This is a genomic window from Pelosinus fermentans JBW45, from assembly GCF_000271665.2.
In the GTDB taxonomy this organism is placed as follows: domain Bacteria; phylum Bacillota; class Negativicutes; order DSM-13327; family DSM-13327; genus Pelosinus; species Pelosinus baikalensis.
Map to the genome: position 1 here is coordinate 3908833 of NZ_CP010978.1, position 17086 is coordinate 3925918.

The following is a 17086-nucleotide window of genomic DNA, read 5'->3' on the forward strand; positions in this document are numbered from 1 at the left end:
AGAAAGGGTTCCATTACATGAAGTTTCCATCAAAAACCGTATGGTTTGCTTTTTTGATCCACACACTCATCATTTTTACCTCCTATCAATTAGCTGATTACTTACCTTCTCACCCTCCAATAGGATTTGTAGATCAATCCTTATATCCTATGCCCCCCTTTATCGAAAAATTTATCCGTTGGGATGCCCATTGGTATACCTATGTTGCTGGACATGGATATGATGCAAAGTCGATAGTCTTTTTCCCTTTGCTCATTATATTAATAAAATGTTTATCTTACGTAGGTTTACCCATCCCTTTTGCTGGTTTATTACTTTGCAATGTATTTGCGTTCATCAGTTTCTGGATTATGGATATAACCTTCCGTTTAGATTTTCCACCAGAACAAGTTCACTATTCTCTCTTATCTTATGCTCTTATGCCAACTTCTCTTTTTCTAAATAGTATCTATACAGAACCTCTATTTATCACCTTTTCTCTTTTCTGCATCTATTTTTCTAGAAAAGGTCAGTGGTGGTATGGAGGAGTAGCGGGTGCACTAGCCACTTTGACCAGAAATTTGGGAATCTTTCTTTTTATTTTTTTACTTTACGAATTCTTTAAAAAGAAGTCTCTTCATACTAACTCCATACCTGCCATGATTCCACTTTTCCTACTGCCAATTGCTCTATCATGTTTTATGCTGTACAACTTCTATCTATTGGATAATCCGATTGCTTTTATAACCACCCAACAAGACTGGGGAAGACATTTTGAACTGCCCTGGCACAATATTGCAGCTAATATCCCTTTGACTTTTTCCAATGATCCTTATAGTCAGCCTGGAGTTGCTTTAGATACATTCCTCACGGTTAGCAGCCTCATTGGTCTATTTTTGCTCACAATTCGGCCACAGTTTAAAATTCCTACCTCCTACCTCTTAATCGGCTGGCTATGGTTTCTCATCCCTCTCTGCTCTACTGCTCCCAGCCTTCCTCTGTACAGTGTCTCCCGTTTTATACTTCCGATATTTCCTCTCTATCTCTTCTTTGGACAGCTTTCCCGCAAATCCTATTATTGTTGTCTTGCCATCAATGCTTCTATTTTATTAGTATGTACTTCTTTATTTATGAATTGGTATTGGATTGGATAATTGGTTTATATTTCCATTTTATGTTAAATTTCAATCACATAATCATGTTATAAGTGGGGGAAAATAAATTTGGATTCAAAATCAATAATAAAATTTAAAGGGGGCATACAACATGGCTACAAATGATAAAAACAGCAAACAATCCATGAACTCTTCTGCAATAACTTCCAATGCAAACCAAAGTCAAAATGCACAGAATAAGCAGGCTCAAAGCAAAAACCAATATGGAACATTAACTGCTACTGCTGATGCCAATAATGATTATTCAAGTTCTGCACAAAGTCAGCAATATGGCAGCCAATCTGGAGCATCTTCTGCCTATACTGGCAACAGCTATGCAAGCTCATCTCAAAATCAAAAAACACAACAAAGCAAAAACCAGTATGGAACGTTAACTGCTACTGCAGATGCTAATAATGAATATTCAAGTTCTGCACAAAGTCAGCAATATGGCAGTCAAGCTGGAGCATCTTCTGCCTATACTGGCAACAGCTATGCAAGCTCAACTCAAAATCAAGCAGCAAATAAAACAAAACAAAGCAAAAATCAATATGGTACCCTTACTGCCAAAGCAGATGCTAATAACGACTATACAGAATAAGAATCATAAAAAGATGCTGATGGGATTAATCCCATCAGCATCTTTTTATGATTCGTGTCCACTACAGCATCCACTCTCATGATCATGCCCGTGCCCATGTCCCCCACCACAAGCATGACGAGTACCGTCTTCTGCCAATTTTATTTTCTTCATACTTTCACATTGAGGGCAAGGAATTTCATATCCATGTTTGCCCCCCTCTGAGCATGGCTCTACCTCCCAAATATGTCCACAATCCTTGCACTCAAATTTTCTATTCTTTATCATATAATTTCCCCCTTGTATTATGATGGTCTGCCCATTTACTAGAGAAGTAACCATTTTCTTTCTAGCTGATTGTAGTATTCGCTGGAAAGTAGCCCGTGAGACTCCCATCTTTATGGCACAAGTCACTTGATCCATACCATCAAGATCTTTCAAGCGTAAAGCTTCTAGTTCTTCAACTAGAACTAGAATGGTTCCTGTATTCATTTGACCATCAGGTACGAATTTTCGAAAGATCGGTTCTTGCTCTACCAAACCACAACAACGTCTTCTTGCCAAAATATCACTCCTTCAAATGGGCATATGCTCATTTATATTATATACCTATGAAGAGAAAATGCAAATATATTATAAGAAGAATCCTAAATTGCCTCGTACATAAAAATATTTTTAAACGCGAAGATGCGAAGGACACGAAAAAATGTTATTTCTTCGTGTCCTTCGCATCTTCGCGTTTAACAGTTGCTTATCGCAATAACTTCCATAAATAGTTTTTCCATGCCTAAGAGGGATCTTTTACCACTAACAAAACCCCACCAATAATGAGTGCTGTTCCTATCCAAAAGCCGATTCCCACTTGCTCGCCAAGAAAAAAATAACCAAGCAGCGTCCCTACCAACGGCTGGAAAAAGAAGTACACTCCTGCACGGGTAGCATCAACAAGCTGCAACCCTTTATTCCAAAAAAAGAATGCACCTGCAGTTGATACGATGCCTAAGTATAATATGCCGCTCCACACCAAAGGTTCTAGCAGTACATGCTGAATTTGGATCAGGTTGATATTCGTAATTACAAACGGCGTCATTGCCAGAGTTGCTGCCAATATTGCATAAGTTGTGACTACAAGCTGTGAATAACCACCAGGTACCTTTTTTATCAAAACAGACATAAAGGCCCAGGTTAAGGCCGCTCCCCCTAGAATTATGCCGCCAAGTTTTGAAGAATTGCCAACATCACCAACTCCAATAATACATAACACACCAATCGTCGCTAAACAAACTGATATTCCCTTTCTCAAGGTAATTGTCTCTTTTAGCAGGATTTTTGCAAAGATGACCATGAAAGCTGGAGTCGCAGAAGTAATAATTGCCCCCATTTGGGCGGAAGACAGCTGAGTCCCTGCAAATTGCGCCCAAATGGAAAGAAAGTAACCAACTAGACCAATCAAAAGGATAAGGGGTATATCTTTTTTATCAATTTTCCAAGATTGGCCTGTTGCTATACCAAAAGCAACTAGAGTAAGTAAAGCCACAATATAGCGAAACCATACTAATTCTAAAGGAGCAATAATAGTAAGTACCATCTTACTTACTACATACATACCACCCCAAATACTGGCAGCCAATGTCAAGTATATCGGACCAAGATATTGATTTATCATTTATATTCCCTCCGTCTTTTACGATTAAAAAAGGTATGCTAAACGGAAAGAATACGCTGCGCAATCCATCCGTTTAAGAAAGGAGTGCACTGGGAACATCATTTTCAAATAAAGGTTTAAAATACATGAATAGTCCTCCTATTAATTTTTCTACAATTATATCATTATACTTTTAAAGTTTAAACTCTATATTGCAAAAATAAATATCAACATACCACATCCAAAATTATCTCCACTCCTTTGTGTGCCGCATCAGCGGCATTGCGCCTTTTTGGTTGGTAAAAAACTTTTAAATACTTGTAGAGTTGATTTGAGCTTTTGCTTTCTTATAGGTTTCTAGAATCAAGGCAAATAGAGGGCTCACCTTCGAAATTCCAGTATATTTTTGAATTGTCGCTTCAATACCATTTTCTTTTATGTGGTTTTGTATTTCCGCAGCTTCGGGATCATCCTTAGAATCAAAAAGTAGGGCAGCAGCAATTACTAATGATAAACCAGAAGGTGTAATACCATACTCTAATGCTTGCAGTGCAGGTCCTACCAAACGATCCTTTGCTGATAATTTTCGAATAGGAGAACGCCCCACTCGGGTAACTTCATCCGATATATAGGGATTTTTAAAGCGTTTGATGATTTTATGAATATACTCTTCATGCTGCTTACTATCAAAATGATGTTTTGCGATTAACAGCGCACCCGTTTCATGCAGCACCTTTTCTGTGATATCCAGTACATAAGAATTTTGAATTGCTTGATCAATGCTGCCTAATTTAAGCAAATAGCCAAGATAGGCCACAGCTGCATGACCGGTATTGACGGTAAACAGCTTTCTTTCAATAAATGGTCCTAAATCACTTACATAGGTAATCCCTTCTACCTGGGGTACAGCACCTAGCACCTGTGACTGATTGACAACCCACTCATAAAAAGGCTCTACGGTAACCCATAGCTTATCGTCATGCTTCTGCAAGGGAACAATGCGATCTACAGCAGCATCAGGAAAGCCAATGACCAACGTCGCCTGTTTTTGTTCTTGCTCACTAAGAGATTCATAAACAAACGATTTTAAGGCTGAACTTCCGCCAATCATGTTTTCACAAGCAATCACATTTAGAGCTTTGCCTTCTGCCTTGATTCGTTTTTGAATCCCTTTTGCAATGACAGGAGCGATAAACTTTAAAATATTCGGTCCAACAGCTGTTGTTACCAGATCAGCAGAAGCAATGGCTTCTGCGACAGCTTCTTCATTTTTGCTAAGTAAGGCAACTACATTATGAATTGCAAATGTAGTTTTTTCCTCACTGGCAAGGGACACCGTATATTCCTGGCGTCGATTGATTTCTGCAACCAATTCATCACTTACATCAACAAAGCATATTTTATAGCCGGCTTGATGCAATAATTGTCCAATGAAACCTCTGCCAATATTACCCGCACCAAAATGTACTGCAAGCATATGCTCAACCCCTTTCGAATATTTCAATAATTGCTTCTTTGGTCGTAGCATTAACAAGAGTTTTAACATTTTCTTCTTCTGAACAAACAATTGCGATATTGGAGAGTATTTCCAAGTGCTCATCACCAATTCCCGCAATACCGATAATCAAATAAGCAATATTACCATTGCCAAAATCTACACCATTAGGTACTTGTATAATGGATATCCCAGAAGATTTTATAAATTCTTTTGACTCATTTGTGCCATGAGGAATTGCTACACCATTACCAATATAAGTCGTCATCAATTCTTCACGCTCAAACATCTTCTTGATGTAATCGTCAGTCACATGCTCCCCTTGAACCAGGAGCTGCCCAGCTAAAGTGATTGCTTCTTGCTTATTTGAAATCTTAGCATCCATTACAATTTTATCGGCAGAAAAAATTACGTTTTCCATATTACATATCTCTCCCTTTTATTTTTTTAATAATATATGCGTATAAACTTTTTAAAAAGAATGAACGTATGCCTTCCGCCTCTTTTGCGGCTAATACTGCTATAATCTCTTCTTCTACTAATAGGGAACTGATTTCACTTAAGATTTCCAGGCCCTCTCTGGAAATATTGGCAGGTGCCAGAAGCAATAATAGCTTATCAACATTGGTAAATTTATTATCCATAGATTTAATAATAATTGGTTTTTCCAGAAAATATAACATTAAAGCCGGTTTTAAAACGTCTTTATTTCTGCTGTGAAATAATGCTAGCTGTATATTGGAAATCCCTAAGCCGCCTAATTTTTCTCTTTCTAATAAATTCTTTATCAGTTCCTGTTTATTACTGATGATATGATTTTTCTCAAATTTTTCACAAATCAAACCCAATATGCCTTCGGTATTCATATTATGATTATTTATGCTATGACAAGCAAAATTCTCGATAATTTCAATACTATGGCTAATATAAGACTGATACATTCTTAATGTTCCTAAAAAATCATCCTCTTGTAAAGGGGAAGTCGATTTGGCATTTTGCTTGCAATCGCCTAAACTTTCTAGATAGAGAGTGATATGCTTAACATCATCTCGTGTTAACAAGGGGCTAACCAAAATATATTCTTGAGAGGGAATGGATAAATGAACGGTTGAAATGATAATGTCATACTCGCTTTTAGGGGTTTTCTCCACATCAAACATGGAGATATTTTTTGTGTAGCCAATATCGGGTAATTCTTTTTTGATTCTGCTTGCCAATATTTTTGATGATCCGATCCCACTTGCACATACAACCAGTGCATGATACTGTTTACGGCAATCACTCCGGCTTCTCTCAAGAGAAGCACCGATATGCATCACTAAATAGCCAATTTCTTCATCTGGAACAGACAACTCTGTAAAAATAGCATCGACTGCTGCTTTCACAATCTGAAACAAATGATTGTACCGACTTTTAATTTCATCCAGTAAGGGGTTGCGAATCTTCATATTCTTTTGAATGCGGAAAATTGCTGGCTCAATATGGGCCAATAAACCTTGAATTAATGTTGGATCTTGATTTAGTACAACATCAAGTTTGTCTTCACAAAAACTAATGAGTTTATTCACCTGTAAGGCAAGTTCCACGTTTTTAAATTCAAAATAGTCGTCGTGGGCACTTCGCAATTTTGCGCCTCGCAAATGCATCGTAATATAACCAATTTCGGCAACAGGTATGTCTAATTGAAAGCGATTTCGAAGGGTCTGCACAATTTTTTCCGAAATTTGAAATTCTGGAGTACGTTCTAAGTCCTTTAAATATGCTTCATCAAAGCCGATCTTTTCACCTTTTTCAATACGTTCAATAGCCAGAGCTAAATGTATTGCTAAGCCAATAAATGAACTATCCGCTAAAGGGTAAGGAAGATCATTTTTTAAATCCCGCAGAGAATTTTCAATGATAATCAGTTTTTCTTTCTCAATGAGTCCCAACAAGCGCTCCGATACGGTACTAATATGCTTGGAAGGTTTTTCATAAATGTTGTCTCTCAATATTCCTAACAAATCAAATTCATCCAAGTTTTCCGAAATCAGCGTACTCATCGCTTTTCGAATTGCATTTTCTGTACCATATAATTCAACACCATAACCTCTTTTGCGAATCAATGTTAAATCATAGGTTCGAATCCAAGCCTCTAACTCATCTAAATCATTGCTTATCGTTGATATTGTAGCTTTAAAATCATGAGCCATTGATACCAATTTGATCGGTTCTTTGGCTTCCAGCAGCTGACATAAAATCAACAATTTTCGTTCCTTCGCTGAATATTCTGCCACTCTTTGGCTATATAACAACGACCTGACTACTTCTTTTTGTTTTATATCACCTTCAATAAAAATACCAATACCTGCTTTTTTAACTAGCTGCAATTGATGGGTCGCTAAAAGATCTTCAAGATCATTTAGCTCTCGATGAATGGTACGTGTGCTTACCTCAATTCGCTCTGCAATTTCATTAACAGTTATTCCTTGGGCCTCGGTTAATAAAATAGTTAATATCATACGCTGTCTTGAGGTAATATTCATAACCATAACCCCTCTTTAAGAAAGAGTTCACGCTAGCTGTACAACTAGCGTGACTATTGTTTCTATGTTCCTATCATATATCACATATTTGACCTTTTCAATAAAATGAAAATTGAATTTCGTCATAGGACTTGTTGACATTTCTACATGTTTTCCATTCACAAACCGTTGTTTATGCTCTTCCTCTTTTCAGAATCTCATACACCTTCTGAACCACCGCTTCAGGGGTTATACTTTCCATGCATGTTCCCTCTCCCTCCTTAGGACATCGCCTTTTATGGCAGTAGGAACAGGAAAGTGTGGAAGAAAGAACCTCATGCTGCTCTCCTTGGGGAGCATAAGTAGCAGGGTCTGTCGGTCCAAACATGCCAACTGTTGGAACTTCCAGGGCCCCAGCCATGTGCAGAGGCCCTGTGTCTCCAGAGACTACTACAGAAGCCTGCTCTATGATACCTGCCATTTCCAGCAGACTGGTTTGTCCAATGGTGTTGATGACAGGAACCCCTGCCTTTGTCTCGACTTCCTTACCTAATTGAACTTCTGCTTTTCCGCCGCATAGAATGATCCGGAAATCCTTGCCAAGAAGCTTGGCTGTCTCTATAAAAAAAGCAATAGGCCAATTTTTGGTGATCCAAGTCGTCCCCAAAATGAGCACTACAATCTTCTCGTCTGGTAAAACAGCATATTGCTGCAATAAATCTCTGGCAAATTTCCTAGCTTCCTCAGGCACAACAAGGCTCATTTTATGATTTACAGCTTCAATTCCTAAACAAGGCAAAACTGCGAGATATTTATCGGTAATATGCTTACTAAGGGCTTCCCCAGTCTGGGTCATAAAATGAGAGTTGAGTTCTTTTGTTCCTTTCATACCAATACGTTTTTTGGTATTTGCCTGCTTGGCAATCATTCCTGTAAGAAAAAGACCATGAATATCAAGGACCGCATCAAACTGCCGGTCCTTTAGTTGTTTTTTTAGGTCACGCCACATTCTCAAAGCTTCTCTAAATTTAAAATTTCTAAGATAGTCTTCAAATTTTTCCCTTGACCATATAATAATTTCATCTATATAAGGATTGCCTTGTAAGAGGTCTGCTGAGACCCCACCAACCATCCATGTTATTTTACAATCGGGCCAGGCAGCCTTCAAAGAACTAGCTACGGGCGTACAATGAATCACATCACCAATTGAACTGAGTCTGATAATCAATATTTCCTTAGACACGAAAATACCTGCCTTTGTAGATTTGAACCGCTGCTCATTTTACCTATAACGTTTATAGGTATTGTACCTCATTTAGTAAAAAAAATCCTGTAACGATCATCCTATTGAAAATTACAGTTTCTTTGAAGATTGAATTCTTCACCAGCATCAAATCCTATTCATGTTATTTGTAAAAGTCGAAGATTACCTCGTAATGTGAAATTTTCTAAACATGCTGGAATGAGTACCGTATCTCCAGGTTTTAGGCTTTCCCTCTTATCCTGATAAATAACCTCACCTGATCCTTCGATTACACAATATATGAGAAACATCTCTTTTGTTTTTTCATGTAACTCCCCAGTAACAGATAATTTTTCCACGGAAAAGTACTGACATGTAATACTACGATCCGTAAATACACAACTTGGCTGCTCTGCGAAATTTATGACATCAAGAGCCTTATCGATATGCAGCTCTCGCAGTTTTCCATCCTTTGTTACTCGATCATAATCGTAGATTCGATAGGTTGTATCTGAATTTTGTTGTATTTCATATACCATCACGCCTTCCAGCAAAGCATGAACGGTACCTGAGGGAACATAGATCATGTCTCCTGCTTTCACAGGCACTCTTTTTAGAACATCACTAATATGATGTGTTTCTACTGCCTTAATAAATGCTTCCTTAGTAATATGATTTTTAAGACCATATATGATATGTGCATCATCTTTTGCATGTACCACATACCAGGCTTCTGTTTTACCGGCTTCTCCCTCCACCCTATGAGCATACTCATCATCAGGATGTACTTGAATGGATAAATTATCATTGGCATCAAGAATTTTAATTAGTAAAGGAAAGGATTTCCCCTCTGCAAATTTCTTTCCCATTAATTTTTCTCGGTACTCTATCATCAATTGATGTAAGCTTTTACCAGCTAAATAACCGTTTTCCACGATACTCATGCCATTGCTATGACCTGATAAATCCCAGCTCTCTCCGATATGATCACTAGTAATTTTTCTGCCAAATACTTTTTTTATATTTGTACCACCCCAAAGACGTTCCTGGTAAACAGGTGCAAATTTTAACGGATACATTCTTCTACCCCCTTAATACGATATTGGAAACAGACTTTCTATGTTGGCTAACTAGTATATTCTCCTAAATTAATTCTATCATTACAATGATTTATCTTCACATCACCTATTCTATTATATACCATTTTATAATTGGTGTTCTACCTTTATCCGATGAGTTCATTTTTTTAAATAAAAACTGACACCGTAATAAACAGTGCCAGTTTTTGTCCTTTCTATTCTTTTATAGCCGCCAATGTCTTATAGTTTCGAAGTCGCTCTTTTGCATCTAGTTCTGTCTTTTCAAATAAGGCCGCTGCCGCCTCTGGGAACTGTTTCATCAAGGATGCATAACGCACTTCGCCCATCAGAAATTCTTGAAAGTTCATGCTTGGTTCTTTGGAATCTAAAATAAATGGTGTTTTTCCATTTTCCTTTAATTGTGGATTATATCGATACATAGCCCAGTAGCCGCTGTCTACTGCACGCTGAGTCTCCAGTTGACTAAAGCCCATACCAAGCTGTAAGCCATGATTAATACAAGGTGCATAAGCAATAATCAGCGATGGTCCCGGATAAGCCTCTGCCTCGCTAATCGCCTTAAGGGTTTGATTCTTATCAGCTCCCATAGCAATTTGCGCTACATACACATACCCATAGCTCATGGCAATCATCCCTAAGTCTTTTTTCTTGGTTTTCTTGCCACTTGCTGCAAATTTAGCAATTGCCGCAGCAGGGGTAGCTTTCGAAGACTGTCCGCCAGTATTTGAATATACCTCTGTATCAAAAACCAAAATATTGACATCTTCACCGCTAGCCAGTACATGATCAAGTCCGCCAAAACCAATATCATAGGCCCAGCCATCGCCGCCAAAAATCCATTGGGATCTCTTTACGAGAAAATCTCGATTTGTATAGATGGTATCTAACAAAGCATCCTGACCTTTTACCTTTTCCAAGGCGGCAATCAGTTTATCGGCTCTAGCCCTTGTGCCCTCTTTATTCTCTTTATGGATTAGCCAATCTTCACAAGCCTGCCTAAATTCTTCACCGAAAGGCAGTTTAACAGCTTTTTCAATATGAAGTGCTAATTGATTTCTCAATTGCTTTACTGCCAAGTGCATACCTAATCCAAATTCAGCATTGTCCTCAAACAGTGAATTCGCCCACGCAGGACCATGCCCGCGATGATTCTTCGTATAGGGTATGGAAGGTGCACTGCCAGCCCAGACGGAAGAACAGCCCGTGGCATTGGCTACCATCATTCTCTCACCATAAAGCTGAGTGACCAGTTTGGCATAAGGAGTCTCCCCGCAGCCGGCACAAGCTCCGGAAAACTCTAAAAGCGGCTGTTCAAACTGACTGCCTTTAACGGTAAAGATATTGACCGGATTAGCTTTAGGCGAAATCTTCATAACATAATCCCACAACGGAGCCTGCCCAAGCTGAGAAGCCAGTGGCTTCATTTGCAAAGCTTTTTCCTTCGCGGGACAAATTTGGGCACAATTGCCGCAGCCTGTACAATCATAAGGAGAAACCGCTAGCCGAAAATTCAGGTCTTTCACGCCGACAGCCGCCTTAGTACAAAATCCTTCAGGTGCAGCGGTTAGTTCTTCTCCATTTAGTAATATTGGTCGAATGACTGCATGAGGGCATACGTAGGAGCAATGGTTACATTGAATACAATTATCTGGCAGCCATTCAGGAACATGAATGGCAATACCACGTTTTTCATAAGCCGAAGTACCTAAAGGAAAAGTTCCATTTTCCATGTCAAGAAAGGCACTTACCGGCAGATGATCCCCCTCCTGGCGGTTCATCGGCACCAGTACATGTTCGATAAAATCGGGAATTTCTTTTCTATGGACTGCTCCATCAAGAGCGTCTTTCCAGTCATCGGGAACATGAATTTTAACAATGGAATATATTCCTTTGTCAATGGCAGCATGATTCATAGCCACCACTTTTTCCCCTTTATTCCCGTAAGATTTCCACACTGCCTCTTTTAGAAATCTCATCGCGTCATGCAAAGGTATAATATCAGCAATTTTAAAGAAAGCAGACTGCATGATCATGTTTATCCGTCCGCCAAGTCCGATCTCCTCAGCAATGCCAACCCCATCAATGGTATAAAATTCAATATCATTTTCCTTGATATAGCGCTTCATAACTGCAGGCAGCTTACTTTCGATTTCCGCCTGACTCCATCTACAGTTCAGAAGAAAACTGCCGCCTTTTTTAAGTCCATCTAATACAGGATAATTATAAATATAAGATTGATTATGACAGGCAATAAAATCCGCCTTATTGATAAGATAGGGGGACTTTATCGGTTGTTTGCCAAAGCGCAAGTGTGAAATCGTAACGCCGCCGGATTTCTTAGAATCATAGGCAAAATAGGCTTGGGCATACATATCCGTGTGATCACCGATAATTTTTATCGCACTTTTATTGGCACCAACCGTTCCATCTGAACCAAGCCCCCAAAATTTGCATGCTGTGGTACCGGGTACAGTCGTATCAATGTCTTGACCAAGAGGCAGTGAAGTATGGTTTACATCATCAATAATCCCCACAGTGAAATGATCTTTCGGACTGACGGCTTTTAGATTTTCAAAAACCTCTTGGATATGACTGGGGATAACATCTTTGCCGCCAACACCGCAGCGTCCTCCCACAATCTGAGGTATCCATTCCTTCCCATAAAAGGCTGCCTTAACATCAAGATAAAGAGGTTCAGCAAAAGCCCCCATTTCTTTTGTCCGATCTAAGACAGCAATTTTTTCTACAGTTCTTGGAATGTATTTCATAAAATGTTCGATGGAAAAAGGACGATATAAGTGGACTGTCAACAATCCAACCTTTTCCCCTTTCCCATTCAGATAATCAACTACTTCTTCAACCGCCTCACACATTGAACCCATGGCAATGATCATCCTGTCCGCATCCGGCGCCCCATAATAATTGAACAGATGATATTCCCGGCCAGTAAGTTTAGTGATTTGCGCCATATACCCTTCGACAATTTCCGGTAACTTCTGATAATAGCGATTGGATACTTCCCGCTGTTGAAAGTGAACATCAGAATTTTGTACGGTTCCTCTCAAGGTTGGGTGATCAGGATTAAGAGAAGTTCGCCGGAACTCATCTAGAGCCTGCCAATCCAAAAGGTCAGCCAATTCCTCATATTCGAGAACCTCAATTTTTTGAATTTCATGGGAAGTTCTAAATCCGTCGAAAAAGTTTAAAAAGGGAACTTTTCCTTTAATGGCTGATAAATGAGCAACTGCTGCCAAATCCATGACTTGTTGAACGCTGCTTTCTGCCAATAAGGCAAAGCCGGTTTGCCGAGTCGCCATAACGTCTGAATGATCACCAAAAATACTGATGGCGTTAGCACCAACTACCCTGGCACTTACATGAAATACTCCCGGCAGCAGTTCTCCGGCAATTTTATACATGTTGGGAATCATTAAAAGCAAACCTTGCGATGCGGTATAGGTGGTCGTTAAAGCCCCTGCCTGCAAGGAGCCATGCACAGCTCCTGCTGCGCCTCCTTCTGACTGCATTTCAACAATCTCTACTCTTTGCCCAAAAATATTTTTTCGTCCTTGAGCTGCCCACTCATCTGCAAGCTCTGCCATGTTGGATGATGGCGTAATAGGAAAGATCGCAGCTACATCAGTAAAAGCGTAAGAAACATGGGCTGCTGCTGTATTTCCATCCATTGTTTTCATTTTTCTTGCCATAAATAACTCCCTTCTTTCTGTATTCATTCCTATTAACTAACTTTATTATGAGTATCATCTAATTCTTTTGCAGATTGATTTTTCCCCAAACCGAAAACATAATAACTTACTATGACAATCGTGCAGAATATACCTCCTACGATTAATGAAACGCGAGTATCATCATTGAACCACATTCCAATCAACACCAATAGCAGGAAAATAACCGTTACATAATTGCTAATGGGAAAAAACGGGGACTTGAAAGGATGAGTTTTCATTTCCTCTTTCCATTTTTTTCTGAATGCAATCTGACTAAATGCCAGAACAAACCAGGGGATCATGCCTGGAAGAATACTAGCACTGTAAATGTATAGAAATAATTTGGATTCCGGAGCGATGTAGTTTAAAAATACACCTAATAATAAGCAAGAAATTGTAACCATAATACTATTGCCAGGCATCCCGTTTTTTGATACCTTGCCAAAGAATTTAGGAGCTTGACCGTTCTTGGATAAGGTATAAAGCATTCTGCCTGCACTATAAATCCCACTGTTGCACCCTGACATAGCGGCAGTCAAAACAACAAAATTGATAATACCAGCAGCAGCAACAATTCCAATTTTGGCAAACGTCATAACAAAGGGACTGCCGATTGTACCGACTTGGTTCCATGGATAAATGGCTAGTATAACAAATATGGCTCCAATATAGAAAATTAAAATACGCCAAATAATATTTTTAGTAGCACGACGTAAGGTGTTTTTAGGATCTTGTGCTTCACCAGCGGTAATGCCAACCATTTCAACTCCTTGATAAGACGCCGTTACCAGACAAAGAGCAAATAAAAAACCTTCTAAACCACCAGCAAAAAATCCACCATGAATATATAGATTTTCGATACCAACAGGCTGACCGCCATTGCCGAAGCCAAAAAGAATCATGCCAAGTCCAATCACAATCATAGCAACGATCGCCGCTACTTTAATGAGTGCAAACCAAAATTCAAATTCACCATAGTACTTAACCGCAACTAAATTTGCCGTTGCCACAATCGCCACCCCTGCCAAAGCTGGCAGCCATTGGGGAATGATGGGAAACCAGTACTTAACATAAATTCCAATGGCCGTTACTTCCGCCATTCCAACTGTAACCCATAAAAACCAATAACACCAGGCAGTCAGATAACCAGCTAACGGGCTGACATATTTATGGGCATAGGTTGCAAAAGAACCTGTCATTGGCTCTAGGTAAAGCATTTCCCCCATAATGCGCATAACAAAAAACATGATAATACCTGCTAATGCATAAGCAAGCAATACAGAAGGACCTGCCCACTTTATCGTACTCGCTGACCCCATAAAAAGACCAACACCAATGGTTCCCCCCAAAGCAATCAATTCAATATGCCGTGACTTTAGCCCTCTGGTTAGTTCTTTTTCTTCCATAATAATGTTCTTTCTCCTTTCACTCTTATCGAATATTTACACAGTACTGTTTTTCTTCCATTAACCTTTTGATGGCATAGATTTGTTCCTTGTCAGCAGTTTCCAGCTCCAACTCGACTTTGGCATATCCTAAAGCCACACCTTGGTTATCACGGCTATGGGTTACGGCAAGTACATTTGCACCTGCATCAGCAATCAATTGCAGCAATGTCCACAATGTCCCCGGTTTATCGGAAATCATCGTATCAAAAAAGACTTTACGACCAGACTTCACCATACCTTTATTGATAATGCGTGTCATAGTATTGACATCAATATTGCCACCACTGATTACGGCTGCAATCTTACGCCCTTTATATTGAGAAAGGCGATGTAAGACAGCGGCAATGGCTGCAGCGCCCGCCCCTTCTGCTATGGTTTTGATCCTTTCCAGCAGCAGCAGAATGGCTCCTGCTATTTCTTCCTCGTCTACCGTAACGATATCATCAACGAAATGTTTAACAATGTCAAAATTCAAATTCCCTGGAGTCTTAACTGCAATTCCATCTGCGATCGTTGGAATTTTATCAATGGTGACAATACACTTCCTGGAGATTGCTTCGGCCATGCAGGGCATATTCTTAGTCTGCACCCCGATGATTTTGATTGAAGGCTTTAGATTCTTTAAAGCAACTGCCATACCAGAGATTAAACCACCGCCGCCAATTGGCACCACCACCACTTCTACCTCAGGCAAGTCTTCTAAAAGCTCCAAAGCGATCGTTCCCTGACCTGCAATCACCATGGGATCATCAAAAGGATGAACAAAGGTAGAATTCTCTTCTGCCTGAATACATCGAGCCTTTGCATAGGCTTCGTCATAAACATCTCCATGAAGAACGACTTTTGCTCCATATCCCCGAGTGGCATTGACCTTCGATAACGGCGCATGTTTAGGCATCACAATGGTGGAAGAAATGCCAAAGGTGGTCGCTGCAAGAGCTACTCCCTGAGCATGGTTACCTGCGGATGATGCAATCACTCCTTTACTCTTTTCTTTTTCACTTAGATTCGCTATTTTGTTATAAGCCCCCCGCAGTTTAAAAGAACCTGTTCGCTGCAGGTTTTCCATTTTGAGATACACATGATTGCCGCTCATCTCACTCACCGTATTGGTATACGCCAATCCTGTCCTGCAAATCACACCCGCAAGGGTTTTTCTGGCCTTTTCTACATCCTCTAAGGAAACATGCATTGTATCACATCCTTATTCCCCCACCTTTACGGCTTGTGAATACGCACCAATTGCTTCTGGAGCCTTCGACGTTCTGATTATTTCTTTCATATGTATTTCCTCCCATCTTTTTCCTTGTACCTTTATTCAACAGGTCTCTCTTAAAGAAATCCTGACAGGTATCAAAATACTCATCCTACAGCACTATCTATTTCATTGCCATATATCGATAAATTGTACTTTCGGATGTTTTTAAAATGGCAGCAGCCTTTGTTATGGCACCTTTGATCTTAAAGATTCCATTTTCACGCAGTTCCTGTACAATAGCACTCTTTTCCTCAGGCGACATTCTATCCACTGCAATATTGTATTTGGCAATTAACTTATGAATCCCATTATCTACTACATGATCTAAAGAAGTACTTAATGATTCCGTTATTTCTGCATTGTTATTTATTTGAACTGCATTGCTAAGCAATGTCTTTAAAGGATATTCACCTAGAATTTTATGCCCCTGGTTATCAGAGGCATTTAAGATATTAACACAAAGCATGCCTATCAAACTTCCTGCTTCATCTTTAATATAATAAGTGGATGAGATTAAATTGTCTCCCCTGTCATTACGACTTCGATAATTGACAAAAGCATTATGCTGTAAATACGTTTTATTCTCTAGCAGCTTGAAACCTAAATCCGTTAAAGGACATCCTAAAGAACGACCGCTTATATATCCATTTCGAATTGCAATCACAGAGTTTTCAACATCAACGATATCATGTAAAAGTACTTCACAATTCGGTCCGATAATATCCGCAATAAAATCAACTAAAGGTATATATAATTCCAGCAGTTTTTTGTATTTCATATAATCTCCTTCTTTTCTGAATTATCTACTCTATATTTTTAAAGTTCGCTGTTTTGTAATAATTTCCTTTTATGGTAATAACTTTTTATCACCTATTTTTTTACAAAATTCGAGTATTACTTATATCCAATGCAAATACATCGTCTTCAGGCAGAGAAAAACGACTAGCCAAAA

General features: G+C 39.2%; 13 protein-coding genes. 2 read left to right on the forward strand and 11 right to left on the reverse strand.

The annotated features are described in order from the left end of the window. Positions 1-17 precede the first annotated feature (17 nt). Entirely contained in the window at positions 18-1133 is a 1116-nt protein-coding gene (locus tag JBW_RS17355) for a mannosyltransferase family protein (protein ID WP_007956059.1), read from the forward strand. A 112-nt stretch (positions 1134-1245) separates the two neighbouring features. Beyond that, entirely contained in the window at positions 1246-1734 is a 489-nt protein-coding gene (locus JBW_RS17360) for a hypothetical protein (RefSeq protein ID WP_007956061.1), read from the forward strand. 45 nt (positions 1735-1779) lie between these two features. Here JBW_RS17360 and JBW_RS17365 read toward each other — a convergent pair whose 3' ends face one another. The 11 genes from JBW_RS17365 to JBW_RS17415 all read right to left on the reverse strand — a co-directional run bounded on the left by JBW_RS17365 (position 1780) and on the right by JBW_RS17415 (position 16912). Further along, positions 1780-2277: a DUF134 domain-containing protein gene (locus JBW_RS17365; protein WP_007956063.1), complete on the reverse strand. Its 498-nt coding sequence runs from the start codon at positions 2275-2277 to the stop codon at positions 1780-1782. Between the two features lie 223 nt (positions 2278-2500). Continuing rightward, positions 2501-3379, reverse strand: coding sequence for a DMT family transporter (locus JBW_RS17370; protein ID WP_007956064.1), 879 nt, complete (start codon positions 3377-3379; stop codon positions 2501-2503). Between the two features lie 289 nt (positions 3380-3668). Further along, a complete protein-coding gene (locus JBW_RS17375; protein ID WP_007956065.1) occupies positions 3669-4835 on the reverse strand; it encodes a mannitol-1-phosphate 5-dehydrogenase in 1167 nt (388 codons plus the stop codon). 4 nt (positions 4836-4839) lie between these two features. Further along, on the reverse strand, positions 4840-5274 hold the full coding sequence (locus JBW_RS17380) for a PTS sugar transporter subunit IIA (RefSeq protein ID WP_007956066.1): 435 nt from the start codon (positions 5272-5274) through the stop codon (positions 4840-4842). Between the two features lies 1 nt (position 5275). Next, complete coding sequence (locus tag JBW_RS17385; protein WP_007956067.1) at positions 5276-7378, reverse strand: BglG family transcription antiterminator; 2103 nt, start codon at positions 7376-7378, stop codon at positions 5276-5278. A gap of 172 nt (positions 7379-7550) precedes the next feature. Then, the gene (locus JBW_RS17390) at positions 7551-8600 is read right to left on the reverse strand and encodes a glycosyltransferase family 9 protein (RefSeq protein WP_007956076.1); all 1050 of its coding nucleotides are present in this window, start codon (positions 8598-8600) and stop codon (positions 7551-7553) included. A gap of 158 nt (positions 8601-8758) precedes the next feature. Next, positions 8759-9679, reverse strand: coding sequence for a mannose-6-phosphate isomerase, class I (manA, locus tag JBW_RS17395; protein ID WP_007956079.1), 921 nt, complete (start codon positions 9677-9679; stop codon positions 8759-8761). A gap of 215 nt (positions 9680-9894) precedes the next feature. After that, a complete protein-coding gene (gene nifJ / locus JBW_RS17400) occupies positions 9895-13407 on the reverse strand; it encodes a pyruvate:ferredoxin (flavodoxin) oxidoreductase (RefSeq protein WP_007956081.1) in 3513 nt (1170 codons plus the stop codon). A 32-nt stretch (positions 13408-13439) separates the two neighbouring features. Continuing rightward, complete coding sequence (locus tag JBW_RS17405; RefSeq protein ID WP_007956083.1) at positions 13440-14834, reverse strand: amino acid permease; 1395 nt, start codon at positions 14832-14834, stop codon at positions 13440-13442. Positions 14835-14859: 25 nt separating this feature from the next. Continuing rightward, positions 14860-16068, reverse strand: a complete 1209-nt coding sequence (ilvA, locus tag JBW_RS17410) for a threonine ammonia-lyase (protein ID WP_007956085.1) — start codon at positions 16066-16068, stop codon at positions 14860-14862. 187 nt (positions 16069-16255) lie between these two features. Beyond that, the gene (locus JBW_RS17415; protein WP_007956087.1) at positions 16256-16912 is read right to left on the reverse strand and encodes a helix-turn-helix transcriptional regulator; all 657 of its coding nucleotides are present in this window, start codon (positions 16910-16912) and stop codon (positions 16256-16258) included. Positions 16913-17086 lie beyond the last annotated feature (174 nt).